Here is a 14370-nt window from a genome sequence, read left to right as displayed (position 1 = left end):
CTGTGGCGAGGGAGCTTGCTCCCGCTGGGCTGCGCAGCAGCCCCAACACAGGCGACCGAAATCATCCTGGTACAGTGCGGTGCCTGGGTTGGGAGCGCTTCGCACTCCAGCGGGAGCAAGCTCCCTCGCCACAACAGCTTATGCATGCGCTGGCTCCAGTTGAATCCGGCCGCTGGAGCAGGCGGCGACGCCATTGCGATACGCAAAGTAAAGCTTGCTGCGCTCCGGGTCGAAGCGCAGGTGCAGTTCGATCGCATCGCCCGGCCGCACCAGTTGCTGGAACTTGAGCACTTCCATACCGGCAAAGGTCGGCGGCACATCGAGCAGTTGCTGGCCCAGGTTGAAGGCCCATTCCACCTGCACTACCCCCGGCAGCACCGGCGTGACCGGGAAGTGCCCGCTGAAATAGGCCAGGTCCGGCGGCACGCTCAGTTGCACGGTCCATTCGCCATCGGTTTCGACGTGCTCCAGCACTTCCGGCGCCTTCGGCCGAGGCGCCAACAGCAGCGCCTCGACATCGGCCTGTGGCAGCTTGCCCTGGCTGTTCAGGGGAAGCTGTCTCAGCAGTCGCCAGCGCCGTGGCAGCGCCAGGGCTTCGCAATGTTGGCTCAAATGCTGGCGCAGGGTCTGGGTGAGCGTGCGTCGCCCCTGATTGCGCAGAGCATGCAGGCCCTCGGCGCTCAACACCACCAGCGCGCCGAGAGAGGCGCGGTTTTCCTGCACCACGCCCAGCCGGGTTTCCGCGACCCACGGGTGGGCCATCAGCGCGTTTTCCAGCATGGGCAGGGAGATGCGTTTTTCTTCCAGCTTGACGATGCGATCCAGGCGGCCCAGCAGTTCGAAACGGCCATCGGAATGAATGCGTGCCGCGTCGGCGGTTTGTTCGACATGCCCCGCAGGCAGATACGGCGAGGCGATGCGCAGGGCGCCGTCGGCATCCTGGCTCAGGTGCACGTCGGCAAACGGCTGCCACGGCTGCGCACCCTGGCGCCAGGCGATACCACCGGTTTCCGAGCTGCCGAGGATCTCTGTCGGCCATTGTTGCAAGCGGTCGTACAGGCTGCCCGCGGCTTCCACCGGCAGCGCGCCGCCGGACGAAAACACCCGCGACACCTGGCTCAGCGCGGGCCAGTCAAGGTTGTCACCCATGCGCTTGAGCAACGCCGGGCTGGCGACCCAGGCAAATTGCGTGTGCTCGCGGCTGGCGCGCTGCAAGTCTTCGGGGAAGGCCAGTTGTTTGCGCACAAAAGTGCGGCCGGCGCACAGCGGCCACAGCACGCGGAACAGCAAGCCGTAGATGTGTTGGGTGGCGACGCTGCCGATGATGCAGGCGTCTTTGAGGTCCGGGCCCCACAAGGTTTCCAAGGCCTCGACCTCGTTGGCCAGTTGGCGCAGGGTCTTGTCGATGCGCTTGGGTTCGCCGCTGGAACCGGAGGTGCACAGGCTCAGTTGGCACGCGTCCAGGTCGAGGGCGGCAGCGCTCAGTGGTGCCTGGTACAGCGCATCCAGGTCCTCAGCTTCGGTCAGCCAGGCGTCGACGGCTTCATCCCAGCGTTGGCGGGTCTGAGGTTGCAAGTCGGCGGGCAGCAGCACGCTGACGCCGGCCCGCCACGCGCCCAGCAGGGCCACCGCCAGCAGGCCTGCATCTTCCAGGTACACGGCCAGGCGCCGGATACCCCGCGCTTGCAGGCCCGCCGCCAGGCTCAGGGATTGCTCCCACAGCTGGGCGTGACTCATTGCAGGTTCGGTGGTGACCGAACGCTGTTCCAGCGGCTCAAGCAGCAAGTGCTCAAGTTTCAACCCATTCATACGCGGCCTCGAACCCTTTGTCGTACCAGCCATTCCACGGCAAACAACAGCCCCATCAACCCGTAGGCAATCAGGCCGTTGTACAACGTCCACCAGCTCAGCGGCGCCCACAGGGTGAGGGCGGCGGCGAGCAGGCCATTACACAGAAAAAACACGCTCCACACCACGGTCACCCGGCGGGTATACACGACGGCATGGGGCGGCAACACAGGATCGGTCATGCGCGCCAGGCGCTCGACCATCGGCGGGCCGTACTTGAGGCTCAAGCCGAACAGCGCCAGCATGAACGCACTGACCAGGCTCGGGTACCACCGCAGCAGGCGGGGGTTGTCGAACCAGGCCAGCAGCAGGCAGAACACGATCACCGCCAGTGCCATCCAGCGGCTGCCGGGGCGTCGTGCACCGGTCAGCGCACGCAGCAGCCATAGGCCGCCCAGCAGCAGGCCGAATTGCCATGGCGCAAAGTGTTCGGTGCCGTAATACACCGCAAAAGGGTACAGCAGCCCCGCCAGCAGCAGGCCAAGGCCGATCAGCCGGCTCATGCGGCAGGCTGGACCAGACGGTACACCGCCTCAACCACGTCGTTCACCGTACGCACCGCCTTGAATTCCTCGGCGGCGATCTTCTTGCCGGTCTGGCGCTTGATATGGTCGATCAAGTCGACGGCATCGATGCTGTCGATTTCCAGGTCCTGGTACAGGTTGGCGTCAAGGGTGACGCGTTCCGGCGGCAGTTCAAACAGTTCCACCAAGGCGTCGCGCAAGGTGTTGAAAATATCGTCACGAGTTTGCATGGTCCGGTCTCAAGCTGCCTGTCTGGCCGTGACGAACGCCGCAAGGCTGGCCACGTTGGTGAAGTGATTGCGCGTGTCCTTGGCGTCGGCGTCGATCTTGATGCCGTACTTTTTCTGGATCGCCAGGCCCAATTCCAGGGCGTCTACCGAATCCAGGCCGAGGCCTTCGCCGAACAGGGTTTGCTCGCTGCCGATGTCGTCGACGCCGATGTCTTCCAGGCCCAGGGCCTCGATGATCAGCATCTTTATGTCGTGCTCAAGGCGGTGTTGGTCGCTCATCTTCGGCGAGCTCCTTAATAAAATAGTGATGCAGGTAATCGTTGAGCTTGCGTGAGGCCTGAGGCGCGGGGCCCAGTGTTGCGAACGCCTGTGGTTCTATATCGGCACCCACGCGCAAACTGAAGTGAAAGCGGCATTTTGGGATGCGATACCAGGGTTCGGCCTTGGTCAGCGTGGTGGGGCTCACCTTGATCACCACCGGGGTGATGATTGTCGCACCCCGCAGTGCAATGGCGGCGCCACCGCGATGAAAGGCAGGCGCCGCGCCGGGTGTGGTGCGGGTGCCTTCAGGGAAAATGATCAGCGTCTGGCCTGCGCGCAGGGCGTCGGCGGCGGCATCGAGCATGTCCGAACTGCCGTCATTGCTGATGTAGCCTGCGTCGCGCACCGGGCCACGCATGAACGGGTTTTCGAACAGGCTCTGCTTGACCACGCAGTTGGTCTGGCGCATCAGGCCGATCAGGAACACCACGTCGATCAGCGACGGGTGGTTGGCGATGATCATCTGGCCCGGGCGGCCGAGTTTTTCCGCGCCTTCGACGCTGTAGGTCAGCACACCGGCGCGCTGCATCAGGCGGATAAAGAACCAGAACAGTTTGCTGATGGTGTGGCGGGCACGGCGCTGGTGTTTTTCGGCGCTGCCTGGCAGGCAGCCGAGCAGCGGAAATACCAGCAAACGCAGGCACAGCCCACCGATACCGAACACAAAGAAACTGGCGGCGGTGGCGAACAGGCGCCAGTAGTAAGCGTCCCGTGGCTTGTCGTTCACGGCTTGCGTTGCCAGTTCCATACTCGGTTCTTCCAGGCATGTTGGCAGGCACCCTGATCAGTGAGCAGGGTGCGCAGCAGGTTCAGGGCGTGGGGCCACTGGGCTTGTGTGAGTTGGACACCGCCGCTGTTTAGTTCCAGTTGCCACTCGTCGCCCGGTGTCAGCAACAGGCCGAGGGCGTAGGGGAAGGGCACGTCAACGATCCAACTGGCGTAGGCGGCAGGCGGCTGCTCTTCGGTAATCACCAGCAAAACGGCCGGCGCGCCTTCGTTGAGCAGCGCGGCGGCTTCGAGCATGCCGTGTTCCAGGCCGTCGCCTGCGGCGGCGAGGGCGGTCATTTCGCTGGTTTCATTGCGCAGGATCGACCACAGGCCTATCACCGCGTTGTGCACCGACAGGCTGAACTGGGTCGGCGACAGTGGCTGGTCGTTGGCCAGGTCGCTGAGGATATCGAGGGTGCGTGGGGTTTCGCCATGCCGGGAGATAAACACCAGCGGCAAGTCTTCCAAGCCCTCAGCCAGCGGCCAGCCCACACTGAATGCCATGCGCGCCAGGCGGCTGAGGCGGCGACGTTGCATGGCGGGTAGGAACGAGACGTCGGGGGAGGCTTCGCTTGCAGGCAGCAACACCGGGGCCTGGCACCAGGCGTGCCAGTCGTCCGCACTCTCCAGGCCAGGGGCCCAGGCGCGCCATTGGGCGATGTTGAAAGTGATCACTGAGACGTTATCCCGCCCCTGCGGGCTTCCATGTGCGGCAGTTGGCCCCGAATACCGGGACAGGGAGCAATAGCCGAATGGCGCGCATTATCCCGGTGCCGTGGGGTTCTAGCAAACTTTGGTAAAGAATTGTGCATAGGGAATTACAAATAGATGAAAAAGATTTACAGATTTTCCTTCACCTGGGGCTGGGATGGTGCGTGGGACGGTTCTTTTTAACCTGTGAGCTGTGTATGACAGCCAGATCGCCAATGGTTCGTGATGCAGCAGTGCATGGATGAACGAGGTAGCTAACAGGCGCTTTTGCCCTCTACACTCGGACATTCATTGATACACGGAGGTTTTTCCATGCGGCGTGTGGTGTTCAATCAGAAAGGCGGCGTGGGCAAGTCCAGCATCGCCTGCAACCTGGCGGCGGTGAGCGCCAGCGAAGGCTATCGAACCCTGTTGGTGGACCTCGATGCACAAGCCAATTCAACCCAGTACCTCACCGGGCTGACCGGCGACGATATACCGATGGGCATTGCCGAATTCTTCAAGCAGACCCTGTCTTCCGGGCCGTTTTCGAAGAAAAACCGGGTGGATATCTACGAAACCCCCTTCGACAACCTGCACGTCATCACCGCGACCGCCGAATTGGCGGACCTGCAGCCCAAGCTTGAGGCCAAGCATAAGATCAACAAGCTGCGAAAGCTGCTGGATGAGCTGAGCGAGGATTACGACCGGATTTACCTGGATACGCCACCGGCGCTGAATTTCTATGCGGTTTCGGCGTTGATCGCCGCTGATCGTGTACTGATTCCCTTCGATTGCGACAGCTTCTCGCGCCAGGCGTTGTATGGCCTGCTGGCTGAAATCGAAGAACTGAAGGAAGACCACAACGAAGGCCTGGAAGTGGAAGGCATCGTGGTCAATCAGTTCCAGGCCCGGGCGAGCCTGCCCCAGCAGATGCTGGATGAATTGATTGCCGAAGGCTTGCCGGTGCTGCCGGTGTACCTGGCCAGTTCCGTGCGCATGCGTGAGTCGCACCAGGAGAACAAACCCCTGATCCACCTGGACCCACGGCATAAGCTGACGCAGCAGTTTGTGGAGCTGCATAACCTGCTGGAAAACGCGTGATCTAAACGACAACACAACACCCTGTGGGAGGGGGCTTGCTGCCGATTGCGGTGCTTCAGTCACAGATGTACTGACTGACACACTGCTATCGGGAGCAAGCCCCCTCCCACATTTTTATCGCGTTTCGGCAGATGGAAATGGATGTGTCCCACACAGTCTGTAGGACGGGTCTGGCAATGGGGGTTGTGTCTTGTAACGTTGCCTACAGGTAAGCCAGAATCCGCTGGCTTGTGCGTCTGGATGGGCGTCTCTAAGGTTCCTGGGTCGCTGAATGTTCAGTGATCGGGTTTAGTAGCCCGTGGTGAGACGTGCAGTAATTCGTCAATCAGGACCTTCCTGAACTTGACGGTGGCTGTACGGAGGGCGCTTTCGGGCGCGCCGGTTGCGTCTCCCCGGTCTACTAACCTGCGTACAGCTGCCACCCTCCGTTTAGTAGCGGTTGGCTGCGGCTCCTGCTCGGAGACGATCCATGGTTAACCTTTATACCGTTGCACCCAACCTCCCCACCGAAACCCTCATCCTCAACAGCTACGAAACCTTCTCCTCCGTCCGAACCCTGTTGCTCAACCTGTCCAACGACCTCAGCGGCGAACACCGCGACGTTGCCTTGGCCATCCACCAATTGAGCGAACTGGGCGTACTGCTGGTCAGCCAGATGATGGACCGTGAAGCCCCGCTGGCCTCAAGGTAAAGCGCGGTCAAAATGTGGGAGGGGGCTGGGTGGTTTTCAAGGTCGAGTTACACGCCCTGGCTACGCAACCAGCTCATCAACTGCGGCAATGGGAACGCTCCGCTCTGGCGGGCCACTTCGCGGCCGTTCTTGAACAGAATCAAACTGGGGATCGAGCGAATCCCCAACTGCGCCGACAGCTGTTGATTGGCCTCGCTGTCCAGCTTGGCCAAGCGGCACTTGCCCGCCAACTGCCCGGCCGCCTGCTCGAACACCGGCGCAAACGATTTACACGGCCCACACCAGTCGGCCCACACATCCACCAGCAACGGCAAATCGCCTTTGATCTGGCTGGCGTAATCGCCTTGCTTCAGCTCAAAAGGCTTGTTCAGTAAAACCGGCTGCTTGCAGCGCCCGCATTTGGGCGCATCGCCCAGGCGTTCACCGGGTATGCGGTTGAGGCCGTTGCAATGAGGGCAGGGGATTACAAGCGGTTCGGACATGATGGGCTCCTTGGGTGTTGCCAATGGACTGTATCTGGAGTCGGGCGAGGTGTTTATCAAGGCGGGGAGAGGGTGACTTATCCACTGACAGTTTTGCCCGTGCTGATGTGGGGTCGCCTATCTAGGCTGTCAGAGCCTGTTCTGTTTTGAACCATTGGTCTGTTTGCGATTATCGCAAATTGCGATATTCGGAATTCGAGTTTAACCTTCATAGCAAGATGCGATAAGGATGTTGCATGCGAGTGATCAGCGAGAAAAGGATCTGGGAAGCAAAGGAAAAGTGGCCACGGTCAGCAACCGCGTTGGATCAGTGGTATCGAGTAATGAAGCGAAATGCCCCCAAAGATTTCGCGGCGATGAAAGCCATGTTCCCCGCCACGGATAAGGTCGGGGAGTTTCACGTTTTCGATATTGGAGGCAATAAGCTGAGGTTGATTGCTGGCGTGGAGTATCAGGCGCAGCGCGTCTACATCAAGCATCTGATTGATCACCGCGATTATGAGAAAGATAAATGGAAGGAAAACATCAGATGAGCGCGCTTATGCGAGTAGCCGCCGAACACTGGCAATTTGTTTCACCCGTGATGCGCAAACCAGAAAACGAGGCAGACTACGACGCGCTGGTATGTGGTTTGGACGAGTTGCTGAGCCTGATCGGTGAAAATGAAGACAGTCCGCTGATGAGCCTGGTGGATATCCTCAGTGACTGGATCGAAGCCTACGATCATAAGCACCGCCCAATGCCCGTCGCCAGTGGTGCTGATGTATTGCGCTACATGATGCGCGAACACAACCTCACTCAGAGCGACCTGCCGGGGGTTGGTGCCCAGTCGGTGGTCTCTGAGGTATTGAGTGGAAAACGCCAACTCAACATACGGCAAATTCGTTGGCTGGCTGAGCGCTTCGGCGTATCAGTAGAAACCTTCATTTAAAGGTTTACGACGAACAACTAATCTCCAAATGCTTGCCCCAATCCGGTGGCCGCTGCGCGTATTGCTCCATCCCCGCTTGTTCCTCGAACGGCTTTGACAGCACCTCATGCAACCGCCGCACTTCGCTGTAATCCCCTGACTCGGCGGCCGCGATAGCGTTCTGCGCCAGGTAGTTGCGCAGGATGTAAAGCGGGTTCACCGCATGCATCCGCGCACGGCGTTGTTCTTCGCTGTTGTCGCCATCCCGTTCAACGCGGGCCTTGTACTGCTCGGCCCAGGCATCAAACCCGGCCAGGTCGACAAAGTCATCGCGCAGCCGCGTCACCGCCAGCGCCGCGGGCTCATCCCCCAGGCGCCGGAAGAACAGCGTGTAATCCACGCCGCTGTTCTGCATCAGCTTCAATAACCGCTCGACCAGCTTCTGGTCATCGTCTTCGGCGGTGGTCAGTCCCAGGCGGCGGCGCATCAGGTCCAGGTAATTGGCCTGGTACAGCGGCAGGTACAGGCCGAGCGCTTCCTTCAAGGCATCAACGCTGATGAACGGCGTCAGCGCCTGCGCCAGGGCGCTGAGGTTCCACTGGCCGATCGGCACCTGGTTGCTGAAGGAGTAACGCCCCTCGTGGTCGGAGTGGTTGCAGATGAAGTGCGCGTCGAAGTCGTCCAGGAACGCAAACGGCCCGAAGTCGAAGGTGATACCGAGGATCGACATGTTGTCGGTGTTCATTACCCCGTGGCAAAAGCCATAGGCCTGCCATTTGGCGATCAGTTCGGCATTGCGCTCGACGATTTCGCGGAACATGGCCAGGTAGGGTTCAGGCTGTTCGCGGCATTCGGGGTAGTGCAGGTTCAGCACGTGTTCGGCCAACTCGGCCTGCTGCTCGGGTTTCTTGGTGTAGTAGAAGTATTCGAAATGGCCGAAGCGGATATGGCTGTGAGCCATGCGCAACACCATGGCGCCGCGTTCCTGCTTCTCGCGCCATACGGGTGTGTCGGAACCGATCACGCACAATGCGCGGCTGCTGGGGATGCCCAGGGCGTGCAGCGCTTCGGACGCCAGGAACTCGCGGATCGACGAGCGCAACACGGCGCGCCCATCGCCCATGCGCGAGTAAGGCGTCATCCCGGCGCCCTTGAGGTGCAGGTCCCAGTGTTCGCCGGCCTCGTTGTACACCTCGCCCAGCAACAACCCACGGCCATCGCCCAGTTGCGGGGTGTAGCCACCGAACTGATGCCCGGAATAGACCATCGCCCGCGGTTCCGCCTCGGCCCACAGCTTATGGCCACCAAACAGCTCGGCGAACACCGGCGTTTCGGCAACGTTGGGGTCAAGGTCGAGCAGGGCCATGGCGGCCGGGCTTGCCACGACCAGGCGCGGCGCGTCGAGGGGCTCGGGCAGTACGTGGGTTGAGAACGCGTCGCCCAGGCGTGCGAAGCGGTTGTCGAAGGTCAGTTCGTCGAGGGCTTTCACCGGCCATCTCCAGCAGAATGTCCGAGCATTCTGCTGGGGATAGCGCGGTTAGTCGAGTTTGCTCGGCGGCGGTTCCGGCGCGTCATCAACTTTGCTGGCTGGCGGCTCGGGGGCGTCCTGCTCCGGGGCCGGCCCAGCGATGGTCTTGCGATCATCCTCGACCGGCACCAGCTTGTACTCCTGACCGTGCATGTTCTTGAGGTACACCTCCATCTGCCGGAACGAGATGTTGATGTGCTGTTTCTTGAATTCACGGTTGATGTAGCGGTTGACCTCGTCCAGCACCGGGTTGCGGTCACCCAGGTCACGCACGTGCATGCGCAGTTCGTGGTCGAGGGTACTTTCGCCAAAGTTGAGGAAGTACACGTGCGGTTCGGGTTCTTTCAGTACCCGTGGGTTTTCCCTGGCGGCCTTGAGCAGCAGCTCCTTCACCAGGTCCAAGTCGGAGCCGTAGTCCACGCCGAGTTTCAGGGTGACCCGCGTGATGGTGTCGGTCAGCGACCAGTTGATCAGTTGCCCGGTGATGAAGGTCTTGTTCGGGACAATGATGTCCTTGCGATCAAAGTCGGTGATCGTGGTGGCGCGGATGCGGATCTTGCTCACCGTGCCCGACAGGTTGCCGATGGTGATGGTGTCGCCGATGCGTACCGGGCGTTCGAACAGGATCATGATGCCGGAGATAAAGTTGGCGAAGATCTCCTGCATGCCGAAGCCCAAGCCCACCGACAGTGCCGCCACCAGCCATTGCAACTTGTCCCAGCTCACGCCGAGGGTCGACAAGGTGGAGACAAAACCGACGCCGGCAATCACGTACGAAAGCAAGGTGGTGGTCGCGTAGGCGCTGCCCTGGGCCAGCTCCAGCTTGGACAGCACCAGCACCTCCAGCAGGCCGGGCAGGTTGCGCGCCAGCGCGAAGGTAATACCGATGATGATCAGCGCGCCGAGCAAGTCGCCGATGCTGATGGGCACCATGCTGATATTCGCGCCGGTGCCGCTGGTGTATTCGTAGAGGGTGACGTTGTCGAGGTAGGAAAACACCGAGATCAAGTCCGACCACACCCAGTACAGCGCTGCGATAAAGCCGCCGAGCAGGGCCAGGCGGATCAGGCGCATGGACTGTTCGTTGACCTGCTCGATGTCCAGGGTCGGCTCTTCGATCACCGCTTCACCGTCGCCGGCTTCCTTGGCGGCCTGGCGTTTGGCCAGGGCGCGTGCATAAGCCAGGCGCCGGGCGGCAACGCCCAGGCCGCGCACGAAGGTGGCTTCGATCACCAGCCAGAACATCAGCAAGTACAGGGTGTTGATCAGCCGGTCGCTGAGCTTGAGCGCGGTGTAGTAATAGCCGAAGCACACGGCGATAAACAACGCGACGGGCAGTGCGGTGAATAACAGGCCCACGGCCTTGCGAAACAGCGAGGCTTTTTCATGGGTCGGGCTATGCAGCAGCAGGCGACCCAGCAGCCAGGCCATCAGCGCATAACAGGTCAGTACCACGCCGATGCCCAGCACGTCGTCGGCGAGCGCCGCCGGTTGGTGCTCGGCAATCGCCACCACGGCCACCAGCGCGAGCACCACCAGCCCGAGCTTGCGCACCCAACCTTGCAGGAATTCGACCTGGGGTTTTTCCCAGCGGAAGTGCAGTTCGGCCACGCCGCCTGGCGCCAGGATGCGGTAGGCGGTGTAGAACACCAGCCACGCCTGGGCGATCTGCAGCAAGGCCGCGCCCAAGTTGGCGTTTTGCCCCCGGGCGTCGATCTGCAGTGCGTAACCGCACAGCGCCAAGCCCAGGGACACCGGCATCGCCAGCAGGATATTGATCAGGATGGCCTGCGGCGTGTGCCATTGGCTGTCGCGCTTGAAGTGACCGATGTCCAGGTGGACCTTGTTCAGGCGCTGGTACAGGGCTTTGCGTCGCCACAGCAGCGCGCCGATCAACAGCAGCAGCGGCAGGAACAGCAGCGGGCGTTGGGTCAGGCCGTCGTACAGTTCGCTGACGCTGGACGCCCAGGGCAGGGTGGTGACTTGCTTGCTCAGATGCGCCGGGACGGTTTCCAGCCACTCGGTATCCAACGGCTTGTTGCTGGGAATCCAGAACATCTGCTCATCCAGCGTCGCCCGCAATGTCGTGGCGGTGCTGAGCAGTTGTTTCTGGTTCAGTTGCAGGGTGATGGACTCGTTGAGCAGCGCGCTCAGCTCGCGGCTCAGGCGCTCCAGCAGGTCGCTGCGGGTGATCGCCAGTTCCAGCAAAGTACGGCGCAGTTGCGGGGTGACGTCTTCCGGCGATTGGTTCGCCAGCAAGTTATCCACATAGGCACTGGGCGAGCTGATCAGCTCGCGCTGCTGGTTGACCTCGAACTGGTACAGGCGAATGTTGGCGATATCGTCCGCCAGGTCGCGGTCGACCGTCAGGCGCGGCAAGGCCTGCTTTTGTTTGTAGAGGATCTTCGACAGCAGCAGGCTGCCTTTGAGCACGTTGATCTGCTCGTCGAGGGCCGAATCGCTCTGGGTTACGGTGTCGAGTTGCTGTTTGGTCTGCAGGTTTTTCTGGGTCAGGTCGTTGAGGCGGTCGGTGCTTTTGAGCAGGTAGTCGGACAGCTTCAGGTTGGCCGCGCTTTCCGTGGCCAGCAGGCTGCTGCCGCCGGCCTTTTGCGCTTCGATGGACTGTTGGGTCACGGTCTGCTGGGACTGGGCCAGACGCTTCTGGTTGATCAAGGTCTGCAGGTCCTGGATCTCTTGTTCCAGGCGCGCGGTCTTTTCCATCACCAGGTCGTGCTGGCTGTTGCCCAGGTCTTGCAGTTGGCTGTTGCCGGCCAGTTCCTGGCGACGCAGCGGGATCAGCGCGTTGAGGGCCGCGAGTTCGGCGTTGAGCTGGTTGCGCTGGTCGCCGCTGAGGGATTTACCGTTGTCTTTGCCGGCCTTGAGGATCGAATTGATCTGCTGGATACGCGTCTGGCTGCTGCTAATCTCGGTCTGGGCGCGCTCCGGGCGAGTCTGGGCAGCGATGGACAGGCTGTTGGCGTCGGCCAGTTCTTTCTGCAGGTCGCCTTGCTGGGTGCTGCGCTGCACCAGTAATTGCTCAAGCTGGGGCACCGGCAGGCTGGCGTAGCGCTGGGCGACCGGGATGATTTTGGTGGCCTTGAGCCGGGTCAGCTCGCGCTGGTTCTCGACGGTCTGGCGCGGCGCATCTTCCAATTGGCGCTTGAGATCGACCAGCCGCTGCTCGTAATCCTGCTTGTTGCCGAGGTAGGTCAGGGTCTGTTGCAGGATGGTCTGCAGCGCCTTCATGTCGGCATCGGGCAGCTTGCGGTCAGGCAGCTTGTCCAGGGTTTGCTGGATGGCGTCGGCGCTGGGCGGGTCGGCCGCGTGAACGGTGCCGATACAAAGAGTCAAGCCCAGCAGGGCAGTGGCGAGAAAAGTGCGCAGGGTTGGCATAGAGACCGGTCGAGCAAGGTGAAGAATCGGGGGCGTCGTCGCCCCGCAGTTTAGAGGAAGAGTCCGGGGCCCGGGCGACTTCCTTCGGGGAATCTGACGCCGACTTTGCCAATCTTGTTCCCGTCCATGACCGCGACGGTCCAGATGGTGTTGTTCCACTCCACCTGGTCGCCGACGACTGGCGCCCCCCCCACTTTCTGGGTGATGAAGCGGCTCAGCGGCATGTCCGGGTCGATGCCTTCCAGCTTCAGGCCGTACAGGGCGGAAACCGCGCCCAGCTGGGCGTCGCCTTCGAGCACGAAGTCGCCGAAGAAGCGTAAATCCAAACCGCGTTGCGGTGCCTGGCTGAACAGTTTGCCGAGGGCCGGCAGGTTGTGTTCGTGGCCGATCACGCAGAGCAAATCGCCGACTTCCAGCACGGTACTACCCGACGGATGGAGCAGTTGCTGGCCACGGAACAGCGCGGCGATCCGCGTGCCTTCAGGCATTTTCAGTTCGCGCAGGGCGGCGCCGATGCACCATTTTTCCGCACCGAGGCGGTAGACGAACAGCTCCCACTCGCTGGTGACATGCACTTCCAGGGCTGCGCGGGAAATCGGCGCCGGGTCCGGCGGTACGGTGACCTTGAGCAGTTTGGCCACCCACGGCAGGCTGGTGCCCTGCACCAGCAGCGAGACCAGCACGATAAAGAACGCCAGGTTGAAGTACAGCTGCGCATGCGGCAGCCCGGCCATCAGCGGGAACACTGCCAGAATGATTGGTACCGCGCCGCGCAGGCCGACCCAGGCGATAAAGGCTTTTTCGCGGCCGTGGAACGCCTTGAATGGCAGCAGGCCGACCATCACCGACAGCGGCCGCGCAAACAGGATCATCCACAGCGCCAGGCCCAGGGCCGGCAGCGCGATAGGCAGCAAGTCGTGGGGTGTAACCAGCAGGCCCAGCACCAGGAACATCCCGATCTGCGCCAGCCACGCCATGCCGTCGAGCATATGCAAAATGCCATGACGGCTGCGCACCGGGCGGTTGCCGATCACCAGGCCGCACAGGTACACGGCGAGGAAGCCGCTGCCGTGCAGGGCGTTGGTCACGGCAAACACGAACAGGCCACCGGCGATCACCAGGATCGGGTACAGGCCGGTGGCCAGGTTGATGCGGTTGACCATCTGCAGCATCAGCCAGCCGCCACCCAGGCCGACCACGCCGCCGATGCCGAACTCGCGCACCAGGTGCGTCAGCAGGCTCCAGTGCAGGCCGGTCTGGCCGCTGGCGAGCATGTCGATCAAGGTGACGGTGAGGAACACCGCCATCGGGTCGTTGCTGCCGGATTCGATTTCCAGGCTGGCGGTGACCCGTTCGTTCAGGCCCTTGCCGCCGAGCAACGAGAACACCGCCGCGGCGTCCGTGGAACCGACAATCGCGCCGATCAACAGGCCCTGGATGATATTGAGGTCAAACAGCCAGGCTGCCGCCATGCCGGTGAGGCCGGTGGTAATCAACACCCCCACCGTGGCCAGCGACAACGCCGGCCAAAGTGCCACGCGGAAACTCGCCACCCGCGTGCGCAGGCCGCCGTCGAGCAGGATCACTGCCAGCGCGAGGTTGCCCACCAGATAGGCGGTCGGGTAGTTATCGAAGATGATGCCGCCGCCATCGACGCCGGCGACCATGCCCACGGCCAGGATGATCACCAGGATCGGGATGCCCAGGCGGGACGACAGAGAACTTACCAGAATGCTCGCACTCACCAGCAACGCGCCGATCAAGAACAGGCTGTTGATGGTCGTCGCATTCAAAGGCAGTACTCCATGAGCAAACAAGACAGGGCGCAAACTGACCATGCAGTCTGCGTGCCAGCGATTCTAACCTGTTGAATTGCTGCGC

14 protein-coding genes are annotated in these 14370 nt (G+C 61.7%); 4 read left to right on the top strand and 10 right to left on the bottom strand.

Annotated elements, in window-relative coordinates; genetic code table 11:
- Nucleotides 1–138: 138 nt before the first annotated feature.
- The 6 genes from BM403_RS11685 to BM403_RS11660 are packed head-to-tail and all read right to left on the bottom strand — an operon-like array spanning nt 139 to nt 4366.
- Complete coding sequence (locus BM403_RS11685; protein WP_093542875.1) at nt 139–1809, bottom strand: acyl-CoA synthetase family protein; 1671 nt, start codon at nt 1807–1809, stop codon at nt 139–141.
- Nucleotides 1806–2351, bottom strand: a complete 546-nt coding sequence (locus BM403_RS11680; RefSeq protein WP_012721836.1) for a COG4648 family protein — start codon at nt 2349–2351, stop codon at nt 1806–1808. Before BM403_RS11680 ends, BM403_RS11685 begins: the two co-directional genes overlap by 4 nt.
- Nucleotides 2348–2602 carry an acyl carrier protein gene (locus BM403_RS11675; protein WP_003187949.1) on the bottom strand — a complete coding sequence of 85 codons (255 nt, stop codon included), beginning with the start codon at nt 2600–2602 and terminating at the stop codon, nt 2348–2350. The genes BM403_RS11680 and BM403_RS11675 overlap by 4 nt, the downstream gene beginning before the upstream one ends.
- A 9-nt stretch (nt 2603–2611) precedes the next feature.
- The gene (locus BM403_RS11670; RefSeq protein ID WP_012721837.1) at nt 2612–2881 is read right to left on the bottom strand and encodes a phosphopantetheine-binding protein; all 270 of its coding nucleotides are present in this window, start codon (nt 2879–2881) and stop codon (nt 2612–2614) included.
- Nucleotides 2859–3671 carry a lysophospholipid acyltransferase family protein gene (locus BM403_RS11665; RefSeq protein ID WP_012721838.1) on the bottom strand — a complete coding sequence of 271 codons (813 nt, stop codon included), beginning with the start codon at nt 3669–3671 and terminating at the stop codon, nt 2859–2861. The genes BM403_RS11670 and BM403_RS11665 overlap by 23 nt, the downstream gene beginning before the upstream one ends.
- Nucleotides 3647–4366 (bottom strand): beta-ketoacyl synthase chain length factor, encoded by a 720-nt coding sequence (locus BM403_RS11660; RefSeq protein WP_012721839.1) that lies wholly within the window; start codon nt 4364–4366, stop codon nt 3647–3649. Before BM403_RS11660 ends, BM403_RS11665 begins: the two co-directional genes overlap by 25 nt.
- Nucleotides 4367–4714: 348 nt before the next feature.
- On the opposite strand from BM403_RS11660, the gene BM403_RS11655 reads away from it, so the two are divergent.
- On the top strand, nt 4715–5485 hold the full coding sequence (locus tag BM403_RS11655; protein ID WP_012721840.1) for a ParA family protein: 771 nt from the start codon (nt 4715–4717) through the stop codon (nt 5483–5485).
- Nucleotides 5486–5954: 469 nt separating this feature from the next.
- On the top strand, nt 5955–6176 hold the full coding sequence (locus BM403_RS11650; protein ID WP_012721841.1) for a DUF6124 family protein: 222 nt from the start codon (nt 5955–5957) through the stop codon (nt 6174–6176).
- Between the two features lie 47 nt (nt 6177–6223).
- Here BM403_RS11650 and trxC read toward each other — a convergent pair whose 3' ends face one another.
- Nucleotides 6224–6658 carry a thioredoxin TrxC gene (trxC, locus tag BM403_RS11645; protein WP_012721842.1) on the bottom strand — a complete coding sequence of 145 codons (435 nt, stop codon included), beginning with the start codon at nt 6656–6658 and terminating at the stop codon, nt 6224–6226.
- 236 nt (nt 6659–6894) lie between these two features.
- Here trxC and BM403_RS11640 point away from each other — a divergent pair, with 236 nt between their 5' ends.
- Nucleotides 6895–7191: a type II toxin-antitoxin system HigB family toxin gene (locus tag BM403_RS11640; RefSeq protein WP_046033881.1), complete on the top strand. Its 297-nt coding sequence runs from the start codon at nt 6895–6897 to the stop codon at nt 7189–7191.
- Nucleotides 7188–7589, top strand: a complete 402-nt coding sequence (locus BM403_RS11635; protein WP_012721844.1) for a helix-turn-helix domain-containing protein — start codon at nt 7188–7190, stop codon at nt 7587–7589. The genes BM403_RS11640 and BM403_RS11635 overlap by 4 nt, the downstream gene beginning before the upstream one ends.
- A gap of 4 nt (nt 7590–7593) precedes the next feature.
- On the opposite strand, the gene selO is transcribed toward BM403_RS11635, so the two are convergent.
- The 3 genes from selO to BM403_RS11620 are packed head-to-tail and all read right to left on the bottom strand — an operon-like array spanning nt 7594 to nt 14282.
- Nucleotides 7594–9057, bottom strand: coding sequence for a protein adenylyltransferase SelO (gene selO, locus BM403_RS11630; protein WP_093542873.1), 1464 nt, complete (start codon nt 9055–9057; stop codon nt 7594–7596).
- 48 nt (nt 9058–9105) lie between these two features.
- Entirely contained in the window at nt 9106–12489 is a 3384-nt protein-coding gene (gene mscK / locus BM403_RS11625) for a mechanosensitive channel MscK (protein WP_046033884.1), read from the bottom strand.
- A gap of 50 nt (nt 12490–12539) precedes the next feature.
- The gene (locus BM403_RS11620) at nt 12540–14282 is read right to left on the bottom strand and encodes a potassium/proton antiporter (protein ID WP_012721847.1); all 1743 of its coding nucleotides are present in this window, start codon (nt 14280–14282) and stop codon (nt 12540–12542) included.
- Between the last annotated feature and the right edge of the window lie 88 nt (nt 14283–14370).

It is taken from the genome of Pseudomonas sp. OV546 (assembly GCF_900116845.1).
GTDB classification, from domain to species: Bacteria; Pseudomonadota; Gammaproteobacteria; order Pseudomonadales; family Pseudomonadaceae; genus Aquipseudomonas; species Aquipseudomonas petroselini.
The sequence above is the reverse complement of the archived record's forward strand: the minus strand, read 5'-3'. Positions and strand labels throughout refer to the sequence as shown.

Excerpts from the sequence above, each read along its gene's own strand:
- BM403_RS11685 (WP_093542875.1), bottom strand. The coding sequence starts at position 1,809 with ATGAATGGGTTGAAACTTGAGCACTTGCTGCTTGAGCCGCTGGAACAG.
- BM403_RS11680 (WP_012721836.1), bottom strand. The coding sequence starts at position 2,351 with ATGAGCCGGCTGATCGGCCTTGGCCTGCTGCTGGCGGGGCTGCTGTAC.
- BM403_RS11675 (WP_003187949.1), bottom strand. The coding sequence starts at position 2,602 with ATGCAAACTCGTGACGATATTTTCAACACCTTGCGCGACGCCTTGGTG.
- BM403_RS11670 (WP_012721837.1), bottom strand. The coding sequence starts at position 2,881 with ATGAGCGACCAACACCGCCTTGAGCACGACATAAAGATGCTGATCATC.
- BM403_RS11665 (WP_012721838.1), bottom strand. The coding sequence starts at position 3,671 with ATGGAACTGGCAACGCAAGCCGTGAACGACAAGCCACGGGACGCTTAC.
- BM403_RS11655 (WP_012721840.1), top strand. The coding sequence starts at position 4,715 with ATGCGGCGTGTGGTGTTCAATCAGAAAGGCGGCGTGGGCAAGTCCAGC.
- BM403_RS11650 (WP_012721841.1), top strand. The coding sequence starts at position 5,955 with ATGGTTAACCTTTATACCGTTGCACCCAACCTCCCCACCGAAACCCTC.
- trxC (WP_012721842.1), bottom strand. The coding sequence starts at position 6,658 with ATGTCCGAACCGCTTGTAATCCCCTGCCCTCATTGCAACGGCCTCAAC.
- BM403_RS11640 (WP_046033881.1), top strand. The coding sequence starts at position 6,895 with ATGCGAGTGATCAGCGAGAAAAGGATCTGGGAAGCAAAGGAAAAGTGG.
- BM403_RS11635 (WP_012721844.1), top strand. The coding sequence starts at position 7,188 with ATGAGCGCGCTTATGCGAGTAGCCGCCGAACACTGGCAATTTGTTTCA.
- mscK (WP_046033884.1), bottom strand. The coding sequence starts at position 12,489 with ATGCCAACCCTGCGCACTTTTCTCGCCACTGCCCTGCTGGGCTTGACT.